Genomic DNA, 19,965 nt, shown 5'->3' with positions numbered 1-19,965 from the left:
CCACTCCCAGGCGTTGCCTACCAGGTCCGCTATGCCGATGGGCGTGCGGTTATGTGTCGCCTCCGCGCCCATCGAGCCCGTTTGCGTCCGCCCCGTACCGGCGACATCGCCAGGTGCCCGGTTGTCGGCCCGATCGCCTACCATCCAAGTCTTGGCGTGACTGCGCCCCCAGTTGGTATTGCCAATCGGCTCGTAGCCGTTGGCCATGCACCACAGGGCGATTGCCGCCCATTCGTGCGCCGTCATCAGATGCCAGCCTTCGCCTTTTGCACTACAGGCGTTGCGGGCGGCGGTGTGATCGAGCGAGATGCGGGGATCTCGCCGCGGCGCGCTGACAGCGCCGGAGCCGGACGCAAGATAGGCGCCGATGAATATCTCGCTCTTGATGCTGCCGCTGCCAAAATCGAACGCCGTCACATCGCCAGTGCCCATATCGGCAGTCATGCCCAGGTCGGCGTAGCTGAAGCGCGGCAGCACGAACATAGCATTGGCGTTGCCAGCTCTGTCGCGAATGATGGTCTGGCTGCCGCCGGTTGCCCGCTCCAGGGCGTAGCGCTCCGCATCGAGGATGGTGGCGCCGCCCACGCGCATCAGCGAGCCGGTCCCGGCTTCGGCCGTGGCATTGGCGGCCGCAGCGGCGCGATCCGCTTCGGTCTTTGCCCGGTCGGCTTCGACCTTGGCGCGGGCCGTCTGCCCCTCTCCTTCGCTGGCCACCTTCTTCCAACTGGGGATGGTGACGTTGGCGCCGGTGTCCGGGTTAAGGATGGCGACATCCCCCGAGCCGGTCAGCCAGGTCATCATACCGTCGAACCAGCTGCGGTATTTGGCCACCAGGGAGGCCAGGTCAGCAGCAAACTGGCTGATGGTCGAGGTGCGGGTGATGTCAATCCGGTATGCCTGGTTAGCCAGGGTGCCGCCGCGATAGGTATCAACCAACAAGATGCTTTCGTCGCTGACTACGGTGTCCACTTCATAAGCGGCATTGTCCGGGCCATAGAAGGTGTGCCCCTTCTGGATAGGAAGGGTGCCGGTTTTCCACTTGGTGCCAAAACCGGTGATGGTCTTGCTGCCATTCGTCACCGTGACATTGCCGGTGCGCTGCCAAAGTCCTGCCATTGCAAGGTTCCTTCAAAAGAAAACCCGGCGCGAGGCCGGGTTGTAAGGTGGGTCAGTGTTACTTCAAGCCAGTGAGCCAGACCGCCTGGCCACTGAAACCGGTGGAGCTGATACCAACTCCACCGCCAACCGGCTCGATGCCGAACGTGATGGTGGCATTGGTGTTTGCCGGGAGCTCGAACGAGGGTTTGATGTCGATGGATAAATATCGGGTGCCACCTGCGGCGACGTATTCCGTCTTGGACACGCGGCCTTTCTCCACCCCATTGAGGTAAAAGACCACCGCCATCCCTATCGTTCCTTGACCCGATACGTTGCCATAGGCCGTCACCGGATCGATGCACACCACGTTGCGGGCGCGGCGGTATGCCGGGATCGAGAAGTTGGCCACCGCCTTGATCAGCGTGGTGATGTCGCCTTCTATCTGGTTGACGTCGAGCTTGCCCAGGATCTCGCAGTTTTCTCGCATCACTACGTTGTTGAATATGCCTTTGTTGGCGTTCACCTCCCCCGTAAATATCCCATCGTCGGCATAGAGCCGGTTGGTGCGGATCCGACCGTCTGCATAGATGATGGTGTGCCACCCTTCCCCCCACCCAGCAAAGGGGCCGCCGGGACCAAACCCGGCATTGCCGCCCTTGAACTGGCTGTTCTCTATGGTGACAGCCGATAGCTCGGTGACCTTGATATACTTGGCGATCACGTTGCCGATCTCTGCCGTGTCCATCATGGCGTGATTCATGTAAACGGTGCCGTTTTTGATGACGAACGGGTGGCGCTTTGTCGTCGCACCGCCCGCCCTCGACATCACGGCGAACACATCCGCATCGATCACGAAGGTGCTCAGCACGTTGCCATCGGCATTCAGCTTGACCGACAGGCCAAAGCCAGCCCCCTCCCCCGCGATTTGGGCCTTGGTGTACCAACCCGCCTCCACGTTGCCTTTCAGGTCAGCCACCGCCTTGGCTGCCGTTTCCACGGCTGCCGTGGTTTGGTTGAGGCTGGCTTGCACCTTGGTGATGGCGTCGGCGTTGGCTTTGTCCCCATCCACCTGAGCCTGCTTGGCCTGCTGAATGGCTGACCCCAGGGTGGTGTCGCCACTGGTCACCTTGGCTTGAAGCTGAGACAGTTGCTCGGCCAGCGCCTGATCCCCCTGCGCTTGGGTGCGCTGGGTTTCCAGGATAGCGGCGTTGAGCGTCTGGTCATCCCCTTCCAGGGTGGCTTGCAGTTGGTCCATGCGGGCGGCCAGGGCGCTGTCGCCGGTCACCTGGGCTTGCTGGGTCTGCTTGATGGCCGCATCGAGCGCCTTATCACCCGTCTCCACCTTGGCCTGCAACTGGGTCAGTTGCTCGGCCAGCGCCTGATCCCCCTGCGCCTGGGTGCGCTGGGTTTCCAGGATAGCGGCGTTGAGCGTCTGGTCATCCCCTTCCAGGGAGGCCTGCAGTTGATCCATCCGCGTGGCCAGGGCGCTGTCGCCAGTCACCTGGGCTTGCTGGGTCTGCTTGATGGCCGCATCGAGCGCCTTGTCACCCGTCTCCACCTTGGCGGCGAGTTGGGTCAGCTGCTCGGCCAGCGCCTGATCCCCCTGCGCCTGGGTGCGCTGGGTTTCCAGGATAGCGGCGTTGAGCGTCTGATCATCCCCTTCCAGGGTGGCCTGCAGTTGGGTTACCCGTTCGGCCATGGCCTGATCGGCGGCGCTCAGGGTGCGGTTGCTTTCCTCCAAGGCGGCGGCGGTCTTGCTGTCTGCCGCTTGGTAATCGGCCTTGAGCTGGCTGATCTCCCGGGCGGTGGATTGCTCCACCCCGGCGATCACCTCCCTCACCCCGGTGAGCGCGGCGGACGTTGCCGCCTGCTCCCCCTCAAACTCGGCACGGAACTGGGTCACCTCACGGGCCAGCGCCTGGTGTTCGTCCGCTTGGGTATCCTGACGACGAGTGATCGTGGCGCGGGCCTTGCGAGCCCGGTCCTCGTCCTGAACATCTGCCAAGGTGTTGCCGATGCTGGCCAAGGCGGTCAGATTGACTTCTGCTGACAGGTCATCCTGGCGAGCGGCCAGCGCCTTGCCCTGCTCTGCCACGGCCTCAGACAAGGTGCCCACATCGGATTGGGTCTTGTCGGTCTTGGTGGTGAGCTGTTGCAGGGCCTCGCCGGTGGCCTGCTGACCATCGGTGACCACCTTGCCCAGGCTGGTGAGCTGGGCGGCTTGATCGCCGCTGGCTGTCTTGAGCTGGCCGATTTGCTCGGCGAGCGCCTGATCCCCCTGCGCCAGGGTGCGCTGGGTTTCCAGGATAGCGGCGTTGAGCGTCTGATCATCCCCCTCCAGGGTGGCCTGCAGTTGGGTTACCCGTTCAGCCATGGCCTCATCGGCGGCGCTCAGGGTGCGCTTGCTCTCCTCCAAGGCGGCGGCGGCCTTGCTGTCTGCTGCCTGGTAGTCGGTCTTGAGCTGGCTTAACTCCCGGGCGGTGGACTGCTCAACCCCGGCGATCACCTCCCGAACCTCTGTCAGACGGGCAGTGGTGGCGGCCTTCTCCCCTTCGAACTTGGCACTGAGGTCGGTGACCTCGCTCGCCAGGGCCTGATGAAGATCAAGCTGCACCTGCTGGTCGCGGCGGATCCCCGCCTCCGCTGTGCGGTGACGTTGCTCTCCCTGCTCACCGGCGAGAGCGTTGGCAATGGCGGCCTCTGCGGCCTGGTCAGCGGCCTTGACCGTCAGATCCAGGGTGGCGGTGATCTCGTCAAAGCGGCCAGCGGTGATCCCGCCGTCACTCTCGACAATCTCCTCCAGCGCCCGGATCGCGCCCTCGGCGGTGTCGGTGCGCACCTCGACCCCGCTGACCCGCTCAGCCAGCACCTGGTCAGCCTCGGTACTGACCCGCGCCACTTCGGTGATGTTGGCCAGCAGGGTCTGGTCATCTGCCTCCAGCTCGGCCTTGAGGCCGGATACGCGCTCGGCCAGGGCCGACTGGGCATCGCTGTTGACGGTGATCCGTTGCTCTGCCGCCGCGAGCCGTTCTCCCTGCTCGGTCACGGTGGACTGGGCAGCCTTCTGCTGGATCTGCCCCATGGCGGCATCCAGGGAGCTGCTGACCTCGGTCAGGCGCTGCTGTTCGCTGGTGAACTCCGACTTGGTGACCGTCTGGGTGATCTTGGCATTGATGCCATCCAGCACCTGCTCAGCCTCGGTCAGCCGTTCGCCCTGGGCATCCACCACTGCATGATCGGCCTTGGTGGCCAAGGTGCCGGTGGCGGCGTCCAGTTTCTGGTTGACCTCGGTAAAACTGGCCTGGGTCTCGTCGCGCAGCGCCCGCACCACATCCATTTCAATCTGGCCGGTGCCGGGATTAACCGTGAAAATGGCATCGCGAAGATCGCCCATTTCACTCTGTACACGGTCAATCTTGCCGTGCAGCTTGTCTTGCTGCAGGACGGTATCGATGCCCATCTGGCCCAGGTGGTTCTGCTCATCGCGCAGCAGGTTTTCGGTCTGCTTTGACCGTTCATCGAGGGCCGACAGGGCATCGCCCAAGCCGGTCATCTGCTGGTCGATGACGGGCACCCGTTCAGCAATCGGCGCGACGGTTTCGCTCAAATCGGTGAACTCGCGCTCGACCAGCTCCAGTTTGCCAATGATGTCTGGGATCGCCTGGTCAACGATGTCCGCGATCTGCTCGATGGGCTTGCGCAGCTCCTCGCGCAGGTGTTCGCCACCGATCTCCCCATCCAAGATGTCGAGAATGGAGGCGGCGTCGTAGGAGGTTTTCCCGCTGGCCGCAAACAGACCAGATTTGCCGTAGGCGTTGACGGCCCGCAACCACACGTAATAGGTGGTGTCTGGCTGCAACCCTTGAAACGTCATGAACGCACCCAAGCCTGCATTGGTGGCCTTGGTCTGCACCTCGGCCAGGGGCAGCTGCACTTTGCTCCACCACCATTCGCAGAGGGTGCCGTAGGACTGGCCACCGGTGAACACCGGGCGGAAGGCCAGGGACCAGTTGCCTGCCTCAACCTCGACCCCCACGGGGATAGCGGGCACCTGGATGGTGAAATTGACCGACGCAACCGGCGACGGGGCGCCGGTCATGGCGATGGCGCGGACTTGGCCCACGTAGTTTCCGGCCGCCAGGCCATTCACCCGGCAAGATTGCCCCGGCACCTGGGCAGTCAGCACCACCACCGGGGGCTTGCCGGGGTCAAGGCGCTGGATGATCACCTGGTTGTAGGCGATGGTGCCGACGTTGCGCCAGGACAGCACGCCCTGGATCACCTCGCCAATCTGTTCCACTTCATACCGGAGCTGATCCGGCATGGCCACACCGCCCGAGGGTAGCTCGGTGATTTCCGGGCGCTCCATGGGCTTACCAATGGCATCCGACCAAAACAGCGGGCTCTCTTCTCGCAATGTGAGCTCGACCCCACTGGTCAGCGAGAACGACCAATCGACCACCCGAAACTCGGGGCCATTGATGCCCAGAGCCGGGATGTAGAGTTTGATCGAACTACCGGGGCGATAGCGCCAGCCAGAGAGGTTGATCGGACATGTCAGGGTGCGGGCGGCACGGCGCTGACGCAGCATGATATTCGCCAGGCGCTGGGCCTGGTATTCGCTGGTCACACAGCGCAGGTCGAGGTCTTCCAACAGGGCAAGGCCGCCGTCCTCTTCCACCCATTCGTTGACAATCACCGCCGGGAAGTCGGTCTTCTTGAAGGTGATCGGGTCAACAAATGTCCCAGTCACCTGGTTGATTTTCTCGCTGCTGGCTGGCTCCGGCAGCAGCTCGATATCCCCGATAATCTGGTGCGCCCGGATCTCGTCGCTGGCAGGCCCGTAATAAGCCCCCGCGATGATGCCGTGCTTGCCGCCTATGTAAGTCGGCTGGCCGGCACACGCCATGTGGAGTGCTTCCAACACCTTGGATCTGGCTTCGCCCAGATCGAACTCCACGTTGGCCGTATAGCGGGGTTCCCGCGTCCCATCCGGGCGCGTGACCAGTTCATCGCAGATGTTGGCAGCCACGATGAACTCGTTCATGCGGATCTCATCGTCCGGCACGTTCAGCCAGGAGCGGTAATAGTCGAGGATGACCAGGGCGACGTTATCACTCCACTTCCATTTGCTGTCCCTGGGATCCCACACCTCCTTTCCGAACTTCTCCACCTTGATGTTGGGGAGCCCCGCCGGGAACTTCTGGGGGTCGAACTTGAGTGACAGGCGCAGCCAGGTGATCCCCTGGCCAATCATGTCTTCCTTCCAATCGGCACACTTGGCCAACATGAAGGGGTCGCAGGTTTTGCGGTCGGCATGGAGTTCGTAGGACACCAGATCTGAGAACTCGCCGATCAAGTCATCGCCCAACCAGATGCTCCCGATGCGAGACAACTTATGCCCGGCGAGTACCAGGGCCAGGTGCAGCCACTCCCCTTCATCCTGTTCCCCGGCCTGTTCGGCAGCGAACGACAGCAACCCGGACGAGATCACACGGCCATAGACACAAGTCTTGTCGCTGGCGGCAGCTCGCAGCACCTGGCTGCGCTCGCTGGCACTCCGATAGTCAGAGAGTGACGGCTTTTTCGTCGTCAACATCATGGTGGCGGTGGCCACCGCCGTGCCGATGGAAAGCGCCATGCCCACCGTGACAGCCGTCACGGCAGCATAAGCGCCCGCGCCAGCAGCGGCACCAGCGATCAGAGGGACGGCAGCAGCGGGCATTATTCAACTCTCCAGGCAATGAGGGGGACTTGATCCGGGATGGGGCGGGCGCCTTGCTCTGTCATGGCCCAGACTTGGCCAGCCCACATGACCCCGGCGGTTAACCCGTTTGGGCCATCAAACACCAGGGCATCGCCGCGCTGGGCCATGGCAATTGGTACACGGACAAACAGCGCATCGAGGGCGGCCTCAATGCTGCCGTGGGTCTTTGCAAGCACCCGCTTGGCGCCGATCTCGGTGGTGTAGCGCCCCCGGTACTGGGCAGCGGGATCCTTGTCGCAAGCGGCAAGGCACACGTCAGCGACAAACAGACAGCAATCATTTTCACCCCAACAAAAAGGCCGCTCGGTGGCGGCCTGAATGGTGGTGATGATGCGGATTTGCCAATCTGGGTGGCGCATGGCGGTCAGTCCTCATAGTTGAAACTCGGGGCATCTTTCTTGGATCCCCAGTAGATGGATCGGTCAGCCATCTGGTTCTGATAGCGGAAGAAGCGATCATTCGGGTGAATGCGGCGGTGGCTTTCGTCGGTGTTGCGCAAGTTGAGGCCCTTCTGCCAGTCCTCAAACTTGTTCGAGATGGTGAGCTGGATGGTGTTGGTTCGCCCTGCCTTGATGGGGGTTTGCGCTATCTTGCCGCTAAACTGCAAACAGGCATTGAGGGGGGTGCCATCAGGGCCAAGCACGACCAGATAAAGCCACGCCATTCGGTCAACGATGCGCTCCCTCATCACCTCGGCCAGCAGGGCGTTGTCCAACCCCGTCAGGGTGACGCTCAGCTTGGTTGGCGAGGTGGATATCTGTTCTTTCTGGGGGCTGACCGCCCCCAGGGCACCTACCCCGTAATACACCTCACCACCCAGCACCAGCTCCCCCAAGCCCGAGTGAAGGCGGCTCATACCGCTCACCAAGTCCAGCTTGAGGGCATAGAGCGCTGTCACGTTTGGCTGATTGAGGGCGGCGATCACATCAGGATCAAGGCCGGTGATCATGGATAGAAACTCTCCTTGAACTTGAGGGTGCCGAGATCACGGCGAAGGCCAGACGGGCGACGAGATTTGCCACCGCCATCGAGGCGAAACACCCCCATGGGGCGCTCGACCACCAGGGGGGTGCCGCTCGGGTGGCTCTTGCGCAGCATGGGGGCAAACGCAATCCGGGCCGCGCCAGACTGATCCGACCAAACATCTGCCGTGACCCGCTTGAGTTCATCGCCCACCTGTAGCCAGTCGCCATCCCGCAGTACCAGGGTCGAGGGCTTCCACCCTCTGCTCGTCATCGCGGTGCGCATGTTCAGCGCCTCACTGACGATAGGGGCACCATGTACCGGCTGTTTGGGGTGAGCGAAGTCCCACAACCTGACCCGGTTGGTTTTGCCATCCAGCTTGGCGATGAAGGCTTCCAGGCGACGGGCAACAGCGGGCTCCATCTTGCCCATGGTCAGCTCCATCAGCCACTTGCTGCCCGGGGTGGCGACGGTCTGCTCTGAGCCGTCAAACGACGATTCAAATACCCGCCCCATGGTTTCCAGGTCGAGGGCGTTTTCCCGCACCCTGAACTCGGCGGGCCAGTCATAGATTTCCATCGTTATACCCCCAGCATTCGACGCGCTTGGCCATTGCTGCCAAGGTCTTCGATGAACATGTGGTAACCCCGGAGGGCGGCCTCGGTGATCACCTGATTGCGGTCGGTGTCGGTCATGTCGGCACTGAAATGAAAGTGCTGCTCAAACACCGCACCGCCGCTGGCCGCCACGCCTCCTCCACTCATCAACTGGTCATACATCTGATCGATACGCTGGGCGGACTTGTTGGTGTAAACCCGCTCGCCGGTATTGAGCAGCCAGGTTCCCTCCCGGGGAATAGTATCGATGCCGTCATGGGCCATGCCTGCAATGGCCGTCCCGGCGACGATGCCGACCGATATCATGGTCTGGGCCTTGATCATTGCGCGGGCCGACTCAGCCGAAAGCAGGCCGCCGGTCATCGCGGCAAACGCCGCAGCCCCGGCCTCTGCTTGCTCACCGGCCACCAGGATCGACGGAATCGCCAGCAGCTTCTGAGCGGCCAGCAGGGCCTTCATGATGAAGGTCTGCTCTTTACCAGACTGCTGGAGCATGTCAGTGGTGAGGCTGAGGGTCTGGCTGGTGAAATTGAGCATGTCGCGGGCACCCTGTTGCTGGGCGGCTTTCTGCCTTTCAACGCGCCCGCGCTCCTGCTCGGCAAGCTGATCCTGCTTGCGCTGATCCGCCTCCAGCTCCTTGGCCATCGCCTCTTCACGCTTGGCCATGTAGTCAGCTTGCTGCTCGGCGAAGTGATCCGCCTCCTTCTGGCGGTACTCCTCTCGCAGCTCACTCAGGCTCTCATAGCCGCGGCGCCGCAGTTCGGCCTCGCTGACCTGCAGGCTGTCGATTTCTGCCAGGCGCTCCTCATGGGAGAGGCGCAGCTTGTCCAGCTCACTGGCGAATTGCATGTCCAGGGCACTGAGACGGGCCTCCCCCTGCTCCAGCAGCTTTTTGTTGTCAGCGCTGGTATCACGGGAGCTGACCGGTTCCGGGGGCTGGTACTCCGGTTGCTCACCAATCCCGAAGCGCTTCTTGCCATACGCCTCCTGAATCCGGTCTATCTCGGCCTCAATCTCGGCGCGGCGCTGCTGGAGCTCCGGCAGGGCAGAACGGCCCGCCGTATCGCCCAAGATGGCATCGATCAGGCCGACGCCGCCGAATGCCTTTTGCTCCGACGTCTCTTTGATCTGGTCATCCAGATCCTTGAGTTCTTCACGCAGGTTGCCGAGGCGACGGCTCATTCCATCAACCGTGCGTGGGTTGTCCGCCCAGCTATCGAGCAGCGTCCCCCAGTAGCTGACGGCATAGCCGAGCTTTTCGGTCAGCCAGTCGATTTGATCCGATGCTCCCAGCACGCCTTGGGCGAATGAGCTTTGCAGCCGCAGGCTCACATCCTTGAGCTTCTGGTCCATCTCTTTGAGCTGGGTGATGTCGGTCTGTGACAGGGCGACGTTGAGGTTTCGATAGTGCCCGGTCAGGCGTTGAAGTTCGGCGCCGTTGTTGCGCAGCAGGGGCTGGAGCGTGGAGACGTCATTGGCGATAGACTCCAGGTAGAACACCTGTTCCGAGGCGCTGACGTTGGTCGCATCCATGGCGTTCTGGACGGCGATCAATGCCTCCGGGCCCGCCATCTGTTGCAGCTTGGAGACGGTCAGCCCCACTTTGGGGGCGATGTTCTCCATCCAGTCCTTGAACTCGCCGCCACCGGTGGCCGAGAAGTCACCGAGCTTGTCCTGTACGTCCTTGAGCATGTCAGCCAGCTTGTCGCCGCTGACATTGTATTGCTCGGTGGCATAGGCAAGCTCTTGCATCTTCTCAACGGACACCCCCGCCTTGAGCGACATTTGCTCCAGCTCGCGCCCTTGCTGGGCCAACGCACTGACGGATGCAGCCAGCCCCACCGCCGTCCCGACCAGGCCCAACACGGCACCTTGGACGACGCTGAACCCTTGCACGATAGCAACGGATTTGTGAGACAGCAGATCTGCCGTTTCATTGAACGAGCGACCAAAATTGAATGTCGAGTCTTCGGCACTCTTGGCGTCGGCAGCATAGCTTTTCAGCACGTTCGCAGCGGAGCGGACATCGGCAGGCAAGGACGAGAGATCCGCGCTGAGGAGCACCCGAAGGTCAGCAATCTGGGTCGATGACATAGGTTCTCTCTACTCCCGGGATGAAGGCGGCCAAGTTGGCGATCTCCTCGTCACTTTGTTCAACCACCACGGGTTCGGGGCGGTTATAGAAAAATTCTGAGGGACTGACCCAGTGCTCTGCCTTGAGGTGGACATTCAACAGCAGGGCGCAGATCTGGCCGGTTTCGTATTGGCGGATCCGATAATCGGTCGGGTGCTTTGAGAAATCAGCCACCCAGTCCAGGTACTCAGCAGCCGAAAACTCGCTCAGCCAGCGCCGCCAGTCTGCTCGACCAAACTGGCGGGCCAGGCTCAGGATGAACGCCTTTTCAGCCGCTAAGCCTTTTTTGGGTCGGCTGGCTCCTTCGAGTCACCCTCTTGCGCCGTTTTCTCTTCCTCGGCGGCAGGTGGTTGTGCCAGGCCGCTCAGCTCCTTGACCGCCAGGGCCAGACGCATGATGTGATCGGGCAAGGGGTAGGAACGGATCACCCGGGCTTTGACTTCCTCGATAGATTCCGCCGGATGCAGGTACTGCAAGCCAAACGCCGCCATGGTGGCGTTCAGCTCATAGAGCACCCTCTGCACCTGCAGGGTGTATTTATGGGCGGCCTTGTCATCCCCTTCCGGGGGCTGGGCAGGCCACTCGACGTCCGCCAGATAGGTCTGGTAGTCGAACAGTTGCAGGGCCGTCAGCGCCCGCACAGTGACATCAGACTCCAAGCCACGGGGGGTCCGCAGCTTGATGGTGCGGCTATCAATGTGTGGCTCGGTCATGCGGCAGGGTTCCAGTCAGTCTCTGCCGGGGATTGACGGCCAGAGAGGGAGATTTTTACCGAACGGGTGATGGTCTCTTTCGCCGGGACGGCCTTGCCAACGCTGCTGACAAAGCCATAGAAGCCATCCCACGCCCCATTGGGGTACTTGATGAAAAACCAGCGAGGGGCTTGGGCCAGCAGGTTCACCAGTTGTTTCTGGGTTGCTTCCGCAGGCTTCCAGGCCAGGGTGATCGAGAGCTGACCCGGGTCGATTTGACCGGCAGTTTTCTCTTTCCACTGAGGGTCCGGCGCGTCCAGGTACGCATCTTCTTGCTCTTCGGCGCTCATCTCGGGCGGCGTCAGCTCTTTGACATCAGCCAAACGGATAACCGCATTGCCGGTGGTGGGGTCCGGCTTATCGGCGCCAGCAGCGGCAGCCATGAAAAATTGAGTACCGGCGCCCTTCACCGGCTTGGTTGCATCAGTCATCAGGGTTTGCTCCAGGTCGCGTTAAAATTGAGGGTCAGAGACATAAGGCCAGTGCCCCGATCATCTACACCGTATTGCCAGCCCGCCGAGGCCAGCCCTTCCAGCAGCAGCCCGCTGAGATCTTCCCCAGACAGCGGCGCCAGCTTCTCAGCCAGCTCGTCCAGATCGGCGTCCGCCTGGTTGGTTTCGGCCACATAGAGGGAGACCATCAGCAGGGCCTGCTCGCTCTCCCCATCCAGGGAGAACTCACCATCGCCCCCTTCCAGGAAGTAGCAGAACGCCAGGGGCAGGTCTTCGGCGGCGACGTCCACCGGGCGGGAGGGGTAAACCTCACGCAGATCGGGCACACAGGTTCGCACCCGTTCGGCCAGGGCCGCCCGGATGTCGGTTCGAATTGTCATATTGGGTCCAATAAAAAACCCGCCGAAGCGGGTTATCGTGATGGGGTTTGCCGTTTGGCGTCCCAGCGGTTGAACATGCCATTGAGGATAAGGGTCATGCCGACTGTGATGACAAATCCCAGCCAGCCGCCCTGAAAGGTGCCAATGGCGATCAATGCCAGCATCACCAGGGCAACCACAATTTTCAGGATTATCATGAACTCTCCTTGCGTGAAGATCAGAATCCTATCCTCATTTGAAGGTCAATTGAAGCTGACGCAACAGTGCCCGCTGCATTTCGCGGGGCATGTCACGGGCCATCCCTGCTTTTGATTCCCGTTCATAGTGCTCGGTGATCGGGGTCACCAGCGGGATCCGCATCACCTCCAGGGCATGACGGCCTTTGCCGACCCGGCGCAAGATCTGCCAGCTCTTGAGCTTGGTGGCCGCATAGCCACCTCCCCGCCGGTATTCGCCAAAGCCTTGGCCACCGTCAGCGATGAAGCCACCAGGCACACGATGACGACCGACCTGCATGTCCCCAATCCCCGTGAAGGCGCTCTGCCGATAGCGCACCAGGCGCTGCTGGACGGCCCCCACCTTGATCAAGGGTATAGGGCGGCGGCGCACCCTGATCGTGGCTGATGGCTTCTGCTGTGACGCCTTGAAGATCTTCACCCGGGGGCGCAGCAACTTGGCGGGCACCTGCACCCGGCTATCCTTGGCGGTCAACCGGATAGCCCGACTGGACGCGCCAGCCGCCACCCGGTTGACCGCCTGAGCGCTCGCCTTCGGCACCAGCTTGGTCGGCAGCAGATTCAGGTTCGCCAGCGCCTTGTCCAAGTCTTGCTTGATGGGCATGGCTTCCTCACTTGATGGGGATGATCAACTGGCCAGCCCGCATGTATGGCACGTCTCTGACAGTGGTCACCAGGCCAAGGCTTGGCACCTCTACCTTGTCACCATTACGAAAACGCACCCCGGGCGGCGGACTGCTCACAGCGAGCTCGCGCAGCACTGTCGCCACCTGGGCAAATGCATCAGGCTGTTCGTCATAGATCACGGTCAACGGCTGACCGGCGACAACGGCATCGATACCCATGGCTTGATCAACGGCCACGTTGAGGCGACTGACCGCCCGCTGCCAGCGGGAGCCGGTCACCATTACTGGACGATCAGCGCGTCGGCGTAACCGCTGGCGCCGCTGCTAACCAGCTTGCCGAAGTCGTCCGCGTCCTTGGTGGTGTCCGCGACCAGCTTGGCACCATCCCACTTGACGGCCGCACCGATAGTCAATGCGGTGTCGCAGGGGAGAGTCCAGACACCGGACAGGGCGCCGGTAAACTCGGTGCCAGCGGCGGCGGTCTCCAGCGGGACAACGGTCAGAGCGCCCATCTTGATAGGCTTGCCGGAAACCACACCACCGGCCGGGGCTACAAACGCCAGCTGGGTGCCGGTACAAACAAAATTCTTTGCCATGTTGCTGTTCCTGTTGTTTGCCAAAAGATGGCCCGCCGTGTGGCGGGCCGTTCCGATTACTTGCCGGCAGCCTTGACCAGGCCGCGATGGTCGAGGGCGGAAACCCCCGCATCGATGCGAACCTTGGTGGTAACGCCGTCAACGGTGAAGCCTTCCTGCTGCTCAATCCATGGCGCATCCATGCCGTCCAGATAGGCAACCTCAACCGTGTCGCCACCCTGCGCAGCCAGGAACCACTGGGCCACATCGCTATCGGAGAGGCGCGGCTCACCGATCACCTCGGCGAAGCCCTTGAGCGGGTTGATAATGCCGGAGTTGGCATCGGCGCCGGGGACGGAAGTGCTGTTGATCAGCTGGAACGCGGTATCTTCCAGCTCGGTCGGAACCAGAACAAAGCCCGGACGGATGTTGAGAGCGCGACCCTTGCCACCTTCTGCGGCCGCCTTCTGGCTGCGCATCAGCGCCTTGGCAGCAGAGAGTGCCTTGATGCTCATGGCAGAGTCTGCGCCGCTCAGCAGGTTGTGGTGATCGGCGTGGAACAACTGCTTGTTGTCCGGCATCTTGATGTTCTGGGTCAACACGGCATAGACCAGATCTGCGATGGTGCCACGCGCCGCCGCCCCCATCAGTTTCGGGATGCGGGTCAGCAGGTCGAGGTCATCGTTGATGATCGCCTGGCGGGTGATGCAGAACAGCTCGCCGTAGGTCGCCAGCTGGATGGTGGCACCGGTGTCGTTCAGGGTGATGTGCTTGTACTCAGCACCCTCGCGCACTTTGCGCAGGCTGGCGATATCACCCAAGCCGACACGCTGGGCTACCTTGAAGTCGGACAAGGTGCCCTTGCGCGTCCACTTCTCGAAGGTCTCGTTGGCGGATTCCCAACCTTCCAGCACTGACTTGTTGGAGACATCCATCAGGATCTTGCCAAAGTCGGAACTGGTGTGGGTGAAGGCCATGCCGACATAGTTCATCGGGATCATGCCGGAGGTGGATACCCCGCGACCTTCCAGTGATGCCCGCGCCAGCTCGCGCAAGCTGAAACCGTCATAGCGGTTGTCACGCTCTTTCTCTGCATGACCACAGCGAGCCATCAGGGAGGCGCGAACAGAGTCGCCGATCAGGTTGCCGTTGCCAGCGTGGATATGCACGGTGGAACCCAGCGGGCCGGTTTCACTGGCGCCGGTGCCCAGCGCGGCCTTGATTTTCTCTTTCGCAGCGGCGGCGGAAACATCCATATCAGCCAGGCAATCGGCCATCAGCTCAGGGAAGCGGCCGCCGGTCAGCGCAAACAGATCCTGAATGTCATTGCGGCGAGCCTGCTCCTGTCGCTTGAAGGCAGCGACAGGATCCTCACCAGCAGGCGAGGTCGGCTGAGCTTTAGCTGCCGGGGCGGGATTAGCCGGTGCGGGTGCTTCGCCGCCGGCGTTCGCGTTGGCACCGAACATCGCTCGGGCCGGAGTGGGGATATTGTTAAAGTCTTTCATCTTGTTCTCGTTAACGTAGGCGGCAGCCGAGATCGGCTCTTCCAGGACATCGACAAACCCCATCTCTTTGGCTTGGTGGCCATCGAGCCAGGTATCTGCCGACAGTAGCGCGGCCAGCTCCTCGCGGGGCTTGCCGGTTTTCTTCTCGTAGGCGTTGAGCAGCAGCGCCTCGTTGCGGTCGAGCCAGTCGGCTGTATCTCGCAAATCGTCTGCATTGCCGACCGTTCCAGACCATGGCTTGTGGATCATCACCCAGGCGTTGCTCGGCATATGCACGGTGGCATTGGGCAGGCAGAGGATGACCGAGGCCATACTGGCCGCCAGGCCATCGTTCCAGATGTCGATCTTGCAGGTGAGGCGGGCCAGGGTGTTGTAGATGGCAAACCCGTCCATCACATCGCCGCCGGGGCTGTGAATGTGCAGATTGATTTGTTTGGCGCTGAACACCCCGGCAGCCTTGCAATCCGAGATGAATTGCTGGGCCGATATACCCCAGTAGCCGATCACGTCATAGATGTAGATCTCGACAGTGGGCTCTGAGCCGGCCAAGGCGCTGATGGTGTACCAGCTGCGGGGACTCTGGTTATCGGCGGCGGGTTGGTCGCTGGCGGCCTCCGCTCGCGCTGGCATCAGCGTGCTCTGGAACGCCGCCGTCAGGTGGTGCTTTTTCACTGGGTTGTGCTCCTGGGTCATTAGCAGGGTTGGAATCGGTGATGACGTTGTTTTGTTTCTCCCATTCCAGTTCGGAAAGACGCTGATCACGCACCTCGTCAGGGTTCCTGTTGCGAGCCCGGATCCACTCAGTCACCGTGCCAGCACTGCCACGAATCACAGCTTTCCAGCCGTTAGCCTCACGCTCCGGGTCAATCCAGGGCATGACAGGGGCCAGATAGATGGCATCGAACAGGGTTTTCATATCCAGCTCGGGAGGCAGCTTGAGCGGGTCTTTGCTGCGCAGGGTTTCAGCCAGCAGCCAATCCCGAAAGACAGGGCGTGACCAGTTGGCCACAAACTCATCCTGCAGCACGGCGAAACCTTCCCACCCCTCGACCAGCTCCTGGCGCTGGGCGGAATAGGTGCCGTCATAGTCGCGGGCCACGCTCGAATACTGGCTGCGGGTGCCGGCACAGGATGAGCGCAGCTGACCAGCTCGCCAGATGTTCAGGGCGGTGTTTGGCCGGTTGGACTGGATAACCCCGACATCCTCGCCGGGGCGCAGGTCGTCAAAGGTCATACCCGGCGTGATGTCGATCATTCGCTGCGCTTGCGCAGGCGAACCATCTGGTGGCGCCTGGTATCCCTCCGGGTGCTCCTTCTTGATGAAGAAGGCGAGCGAGGCACTGATCCGAGCTGCCACACGCTCGGCCTCCTCCACCGACTTAAGGTCAGCGAGGCGAGTGATGACACCGTGCAGCAGCGTAACGCCGCGCAGCTGATGGATCCGCTTGCGCAGGGCCAGGTGATACATCTCGCTGGCTTCAACCTCCTTGGTGCGGTAGCGATAGCCCTGCATCTCGCCGGGGTGATCGAACATCACAAAGTAGGATTTCGGCCGGCGCCAGGCATCGACCTTGATCCCCTGTCTGACGCCATCCGCCACGCTGTTCATCTCGAACGGCACAAAGTCAGGCTCCAGCACCTCCACCGAAAAGGGGGTGTCAGAATGATGCTGATAGCCCTTGATGGTGCCGAGCAGGCGGCGGCCAAACACCTCGCCATCGCGCAACCAGGTACGACAGACCAGGCGCTCCATGGCGGGACGGGTGTACGTGCCGGTGGTTTCCGGTTTGAGCGACCAGGCAGCCCAGCGCCGGCGGATCTCCTTGGCGAGGTCATCCAGCAACTGCCCATCGACAGAGCGGGGCTGCGGCTCGATCTGGATGCCTTTGCCGCCGACAATCCGCTCCTCCATTTTGTCGAGGAGGCCGATCACGATGTCATGGTTTTCGTCCAGGGCTCTGGCCTGCTCGCGCAAGCTGATCGCCGATTGCTGGGTGGCCACGTTGGCGCCCCGCCGTTCCCGCTTGGCCTGATGGGTTCGGGACGGCATTGCCGCCTCGTAGGCCATCATTCGCAAGCGGTCGCGCATCCGGTTGGCCGCCCAGCCGGGCGAGATAAACCCGACCAACTTATCTATGGCTCTCATGTAAACCTCGCGGCGGCATAGGGCTGACGGGCAGGGTTGGCCACGCTGGCGCTGCGCTGCTCCCACTCCCGCCGACCAGAGCGGATCTCGTTGAGGTTTTCAGAGGTCACAGTGCGGCCCTGGAACGTTACCTGCTTGCCGGCCAGCACATCGCGCTCGGCCTGCAGGTACAGCTCGATCATGCTGTCGATATCGCTCAGCTTCACAGCCAGCCTCCTGAGTTTGTGCCGAGCCAGCTGTTGCCTGCAGCCGTGGGTCTTGGCTGCGGGCGGGATACCTGCTCGGCGTGGTTGATAGTGGTTGGCTGATGCCTGGCGACCAGGCGCCAGCCTTTGTGCTGGACGCCAAGGCGCACGGCGGCCAGTGAGTAACCCGCGCAGTCGGTCGGCTCGTTGCGGGCGCCGGATGGGTTAACCCAGCGATAGACGCGGCGGCCCTTGATAAACTCCAGCCGTTTGCGCTCACAGGTCAGCCCCTTGAAATAGTGTTCATCTGCCCACTCGGCGACAGGGTGGTGCCGGTAACCAGGCAGCGGCCCGGATAGCGATGCAGGCACATCGGCCAGGCGGGCGTAGATCACGTCCTTGGCGGTGTCGGTGCCGACCTCAGACAGGTAAACACCCTGCCGGTTCTTCTTGCGCGGGAAGGTGATGATGGGTTTGCCCATCACCGTGGCCCCCTTGATAGGGATATATTTGCGCGGGTTGCGGCGACAGAACTGATAGACCTCATCGGTGTAGTGACCACCAGAGTCAATCAGCACCAGGCCGATATCCATCACCTCACCGTTGGCCTTGATAAACTGGCGCGAGAACTGCTCGTGCAGTCGATCCCAGATCTCGGTGTGCCCGAGGTTGCCGTACAGGCGCTGGTAGTCGATCACCCAATGCTCCTCCCCCACGCCCCAGCCGGTGATCTCGAACTCGAAACGGTCATCCTGGGTATCAGCCCCGACAGTGATATAGAGCACCCCATCAGGGACGGGGTGCGGCCATACCTCGCGGCGGGCGGCAAGCGCCTCCCACTCCAGTTTCTCACCGGTCTCCTCTTCCCAGGTCTCGCCCAGCGTGGTGTTGACGAAGGTCTTTAGCTTGCCCTGGTCATCCTTCGCTTTGAGGAAGTCAGAGACAATCCGCACCCATGTCGTCAGCGGGCTGTAGGCCGTCCAGATATGGAAGGTCACCGACTCGGGAGGAGGGATCGGTTGGTCATCACTGTCGAACCAGTCGATGGAGTCCCGCGTCCAGATTCCGGTGCGCTCGCAGATCCAGCGTTCCACCGTCTCGTAATCCATCTCATGCTGGCGAATGGCGCAGCCATTTGCCTCGCACAGATAGAACGCCGAGTTGTGGTTGTTACCGTCCCACTTGATGCCGAACTCGGCATCGGGGCCGCCCCACTTGAGGTACTGCTCTGCATGGCAATGTGGGCACTTCACGTGATAACGCATCAGGTGCTGCGATTCGCTGGCCGCCCGCTCTATCTGGCACTGCCCCGCGATCTTGGGGGTAGAGCCACGGATTGATTTGGGGTGGGTCGAGCCCTCCATCCGCTTGTCACCGAGGAACGTGGGCGAACCCTCGTGATCGATGTCAGCATCGAAGGCGGCCAGCTCGTCATAGATACCGAAGTCGGGAGAGGCTTCTCGGTAGTTTGCCGCCGCTTTACCACCCCGGATCTCTAACCCTCGCCCGTTGGCGAATCGCTTGAGCTCCAGCGTGTTGTCTTTGTGCTTCTTCCCATACCAGGGCGCGAGCGCCTTTAGTCTGGGGACATCACGGATCATGGGATCAACGTGCTTTTTGACGAACTTTTCAGCATCACCATCAGTGGGATGCCAGATCAGTCCGTTGCGCTTCTTGTGCTCCAACAGGTAAGCGGCCACACCGAGCAGCATCTTGGTGTAACCAACCCGCGCCGACTTGACGAAATTGACCTCTCGAATGTCGTCATTGGCCATCGCGTTGATGATGGCCACCTGGAACGGCAGCGACTTCCAGCGGCCCTCCTGATAGGAGGACTCCACCGGCAGGTAGTAATGGTCATCCATCCACTCGGCGGCGGTCTGCACCGGCGGCCTGAGCAGGGCTGACAGCCCAAGGTTGACGGCAGCCGCCAGGCTACTTACTTGTGCTGTCGATATATTCATCCAGTAACTCCGGCAGCAGATCACCCAGGGAGGCCGCCTCGTTGCTGGCTATGACCAGTTCGCGCTGGAGCCCCTCGATGTGCTTGGTCTGCAATTCGGGATAACGGCGGCGCATAGTGAGTGGAACGGTGTCGAGCAGACTGCTGACCTTGGCGGCGATGCGCGTCAGAGCGAACGTTGCAAACTCGGTCGGCACCTGATGGCGCTCAGCGATCCGGTTCTCGCGCTCGGCCTTGTCGGCCTGCTCCTTGGTGAGCCTCCACCGTTGGAAGTCCAGTTGATCCTCATCCATGTCTTGAGGATCCGTTGGTTGGTGTTTTTGGATCGCGTTCTCGATCCGGTTATCCACAACCGAACGCACATCAAAATAAACGTTGCGCCCGATCTTTTTGACTGGCTTAACTCCCCACTTATCAAAGGCTTGTACCGAGATCCCCAGGCTTGCAGCCATGTCGGATTTTTTCAGCCAGCCAGGCGCAGGGCGATCCTTGTCTGATGGCTCTGACATGAAAACAACAACCTCACTTCTTGGGGTTTCATATGTAGTGAAAAACCGCGCCCCGTC

General features: G+C 61.6%; 18 protein-coding genes and 1 pseudogene. All 19 read right to left on the bottom strand.

Annotated features, from left to right (window positions below):
• A pseudogene (locus tag J9893_RS10245) lies at positions 1–1,116 on the bottom strand (hypothetical protein); the annotation flags it as partial.
• A 58-nt stretch (positions 1,117–1,174) separates the two neighbouring features.
• Positions 1,175–6,823, bottom strand: a complete 5,649-nt coding sequence (locus J9893_RS10240; protein ID WP_210601794.1) for a DUF1983 domain-containing protein — start codon at positions 6,821–6,823, stop codon at positions 1,175–1,177.
• Positions 6,823–7,224 carry a hypothetical protein gene (locus tag J9893_RS10235; protein ID WP_102948362.1) on the bottom strand — a complete coding sequence of 134 codons (402 nt, stop codon included), beginning with the start codon at positions 7,222–7,224 and terminating at the stop codon, positions 6,823–6,825. Before J9893_RS10235 ends, J9893_RS10240 begins: the two co-directional genes overlap by 1 nt.
• Before the next feature lie 5 nt (positions 7,225–7,229).
• Entirely contained in the window at positions 7,230–7,814 is a 585-nt protein-coding gene (locus J9893_RS10230) for a hypothetical protein (RefSeq protein ID WP_171865159.1), read from the bottom strand.
• On the bottom strand, positions 7,811–8,407 hold the full coding sequence (locus J9893_RS10225) for a hypothetical protein (RefSeq protein WP_210601795.1): 597 nt from the start codon (positions 8,405–8,407) through the stop codon (positions 7,811–7,813). The genes J9893_RS10230 and J9893_RS10225 overlap by 4 nt, the downstream gene beginning before the upstream one ends.
• A gap of 2 nt (positions 8,408–8,409) precedes the next feature.
• Complete coding sequence (locus J9893_RS10220; protein WP_210601796.1) at positions 8,410–10,539, bottom strand: hypothetical protein; 2,130 nt, start codon at positions 10,537–10,539, stop codon at positions 8,410–8,412.
• Positions 10,517–10,828 (bottom strand): phage tail assembly protein T, encoded by a 312-nt coding sequence (locus J9893_RS10215; protein ID WP_223918242.1) that lies wholly within the window; start codon positions 10,826–10,828, stop codon positions 10,517–10,519. Before J9893_RS10215 ends, J9893_RS10220 begins: the two co-directional genes overlap by 23 nt.
• A 26-nt stretch (positions 10,829–10,854) precedes the next feature.
• Positions 10,855–11,292: a hypothetical protein gene (locus tag J9893_RS10210; protein WP_210601797.1), complete on the bottom strand. Its 438-nt coding sequence runs from the start codon at positions 11,290–11,292 to the stop codon at positions 10,855–10,857.
• Entirely contained in the window at positions 11,289–11,762 is a 474-nt protein-coding gene (locus tag J9893_RS10205) for a phage tail tube protein (protein WP_210557534.1), read from the bottom strand. Before J9893_RS10205 ends, J9893_RS10210 begins: the two co-directional genes overlap by 4 nt.
• Positions 11,762–12,163 carry a phage tail terminator protein gene (gene gpU / locus J9893_RS10200; RefSeq protein ID WP_210601798.1) on the bottom strand — a complete coding sequence of 134 codons (402 nt, stop codon included), beginning with the start codon at positions 12,161–12,163 and terminating at the stop codon, positions 11,762–11,764. The genes J9893_RS10205 and gpU overlap by 1 nt, the downstream gene beginning before the upstream one ends.
• A 32-nt stretch (positions 12,164–12,195) precedes the next feature.
• Positions 12,196–12,360, bottom strand: a complete 165-nt coding sequence (locus tag J9893_RS10195) for a hypothetical protein (RefSeq protein WP_162624078.1) — start codon at positions 12,358–12,360, stop codon at positions 12,196–12,198.
• A 34-nt stretch (positions 12,361–12,394) separates the two neighbouring features.
• On the bottom strand, positions 12,395–13,003 hold the full coding sequence (locus J9893_RS10190) for a phage tail protein (RefSeq protein WP_102948355.1): 609 nt from the start codon (positions 13,001–13,003) through the stop codon (positions 12,395–12,397).
• A gap of 7 nt (positions 13,004–13,010) precedes the next feature.
• Entirely contained in the window at positions 13,011–13,307 is a 297-nt protein-coding gene (locus J9893_RS10185) for a hypothetical protein (RefSeq protein ID WP_005323966.1), read from the bottom strand.
• Positions 13,307–13,621, bottom strand: coding sequence for a capsid cement protein (locus J9893_RS10180; RefSeq protein WP_210601799.1), 315 nt, complete (start codon positions 13,619–13,621; stop codon positions 13,307–13,309). Before J9893_RS10180 ends, J9893_RS10185 begins: the two co-directional genes overlap by 1 nt.
• Positions 13,622–13,677: 56 nt before the next feature.
• Positions 13,678–15,777, bottom strand: coding sequence for a ClpP-like prohead protease/major capsid protein fusion protein (locus J9893_RS10175; RefSeq protein ID WP_349237074.1), 2,100 nt, complete (start codon positions 15,775–15,777; stop codon positions 13,678–13,680).
• Positions 15,689–17,233: a phage portal protein gene (locus tag J9893_RS10170; protein ID WP_246875552.1), complete on the bottom strand. Its 1,545-nt coding sequence runs from the start codon at positions 17,231–17,233 to the stop codon at positions 15,689–15,691. The genes J9893_RS10175 and J9893_RS10170 overlap by 89 nt, the downstream gene beginning before the upstream one ends.
• 14 nt (positions 17,234–17,247) lie before the next feature.
• The gene (locus J9893_RS10165; protein WP_210601800.1) at positions 17,248–17,457 is read right to left on the bottom strand and encodes a hypothetical protein; all 210 of its coding nucleotides are present in this window, start codon (positions 17,455–17,457) and stop codon (positions 17,248–17,250) included.
• Complete coding sequence (locus J9893_RS10160; RefSeq protein ID WP_246875551.1) at positions 17,454–19,400, bottom strand: terminase gpA endonuclease subunit; 1,947 nt, start codon at positions 19,398–19,400, stop codon at positions 17,454–17,456. Before J9893_RS10160 ends, J9893_RS10165 begins: the two co-directional genes overlap by 4 nt.
• Complete coding sequence (locus J9893_RS10155) at positions 19,372–19,908, bottom strand: terminase small subunit (protein ID WP_041205565.1); 537 nt, start codon at positions 19,906–19,908, stop codon at positions 19,372–19,374. Before J9893_RS10155 ends, J9893_RS10160 begins: the two co-directional genes overlap by 29 nt.
• Positions 19,909–19,965 lie beyond the last annotated feature (57 nt).

The sequence above is a fragment of the Aeromonas sp. MaB10011B genome, assembly GCF_017939325.1.
Lineage (GTDB): Bacteria > Pseudomonadota > Gammaproteobacteria > Enterobacterales > Aeromonadaceae > Aeromonas > Aeromonas caviae.
This window is presented reverse-complemented; position numbering and strand designations above follow the sequence as displayed.

Coding starts and splice junctions, on each gene's coding strand:
- J9893_RS10240 (WP_210601794.1), bottom strand. CDS start 6,823: ATGCCCGCTGCTGCCGTCCCTCTGATCGCTGGTGCCGCTGCTGGCGCG.
- J9893_RS10235 (WP_102948362.1), bottom strand. CDS start 7,224: ATGCGCCACCCAGATTGGCAAATCCGCATCATCACCACCATTCAGGCC.
- J9893_RS10230 (WP_171865159.1), bottom strand. CDS start 7,814: ATGATCACCGGCCTTGATCCTGATGTGATCGCCGCCCTCAATCAGCCA.
- J9893_RS10225 (WP_210601795.1), bottom strand. CDS start 8,407: ATGGAAATCTATGACTGGCCCGCCGAGTTCAGGGTGCGGGAAAACGCC.
- J9893_RS10220 (WP_210601796.1), bottom strand. CDS start 10,539: ATGTCATCGACCCAGATTGCTGACCTTCGGGTGCTCCTCAGCGCGGAT.
- J9893_RS10210 (WP_210601797.1), bottom strand. CDS start 11,292: ATGACCGAGCCACACATTGATAGCCGCACCATCAAGCTGCGGACCCCC.
- J9893_RS10205 (WP_210557534.1), bottom strand. CDS start 11,762: ATGACTGATGCAACCAAGCCGGTGAAGGGCGCCGGTACTCAATTTTTC.
- gpU (WP_210601798.1), bottom strand. CDS start 12,163: ATGACAATTCGAACCGACATCCGGGCGGCCCTGGCCGAACGGGTGCGA.
- J9893_RS10195 (WP_162624078.1), bottom strand. CDS start 12,360: ATGATAATCCTGAAAATTGTGGTTGCCCTGGTGATGCTGGCATTGATC.
- J9893_RS10190 (WP_102948355.1), bottom strand. CDS start 13,003: ATGCCCATCAAGCAAGACTTGGACAAGGCGCTGGCGAACCTGAATCTG.
- J9893_RS10185 (WP_005323966.1), bottom strand. CDS start 13,307: ATGGTGACCGGCTCCCGCTGGCAGCGGGCGGTCAGTCGCCTCAACGTG.
- J9893_RS10180 (WP_210601799.1), bottom strand. CDS start 13,621: ATGGCAAAGAATTTTGTTTGTACCGGCACCCAGCTGGCGTTTGTAGCC.
- J9893_RS10160 (WP_246875551.1), bottom strand. CDS start 19,400: ATGAATATATCGACAGCACAAGTAAGTAGCCTGGCGGCTGCCGTCAAC.
- J9893_RS10155 (WP_041205565.1), bottom strand. CDS start 19,908: ATGTCAGAGCCATCAGACAAGGATCGCCCTGCGCCTGGCTGGCTGAAA.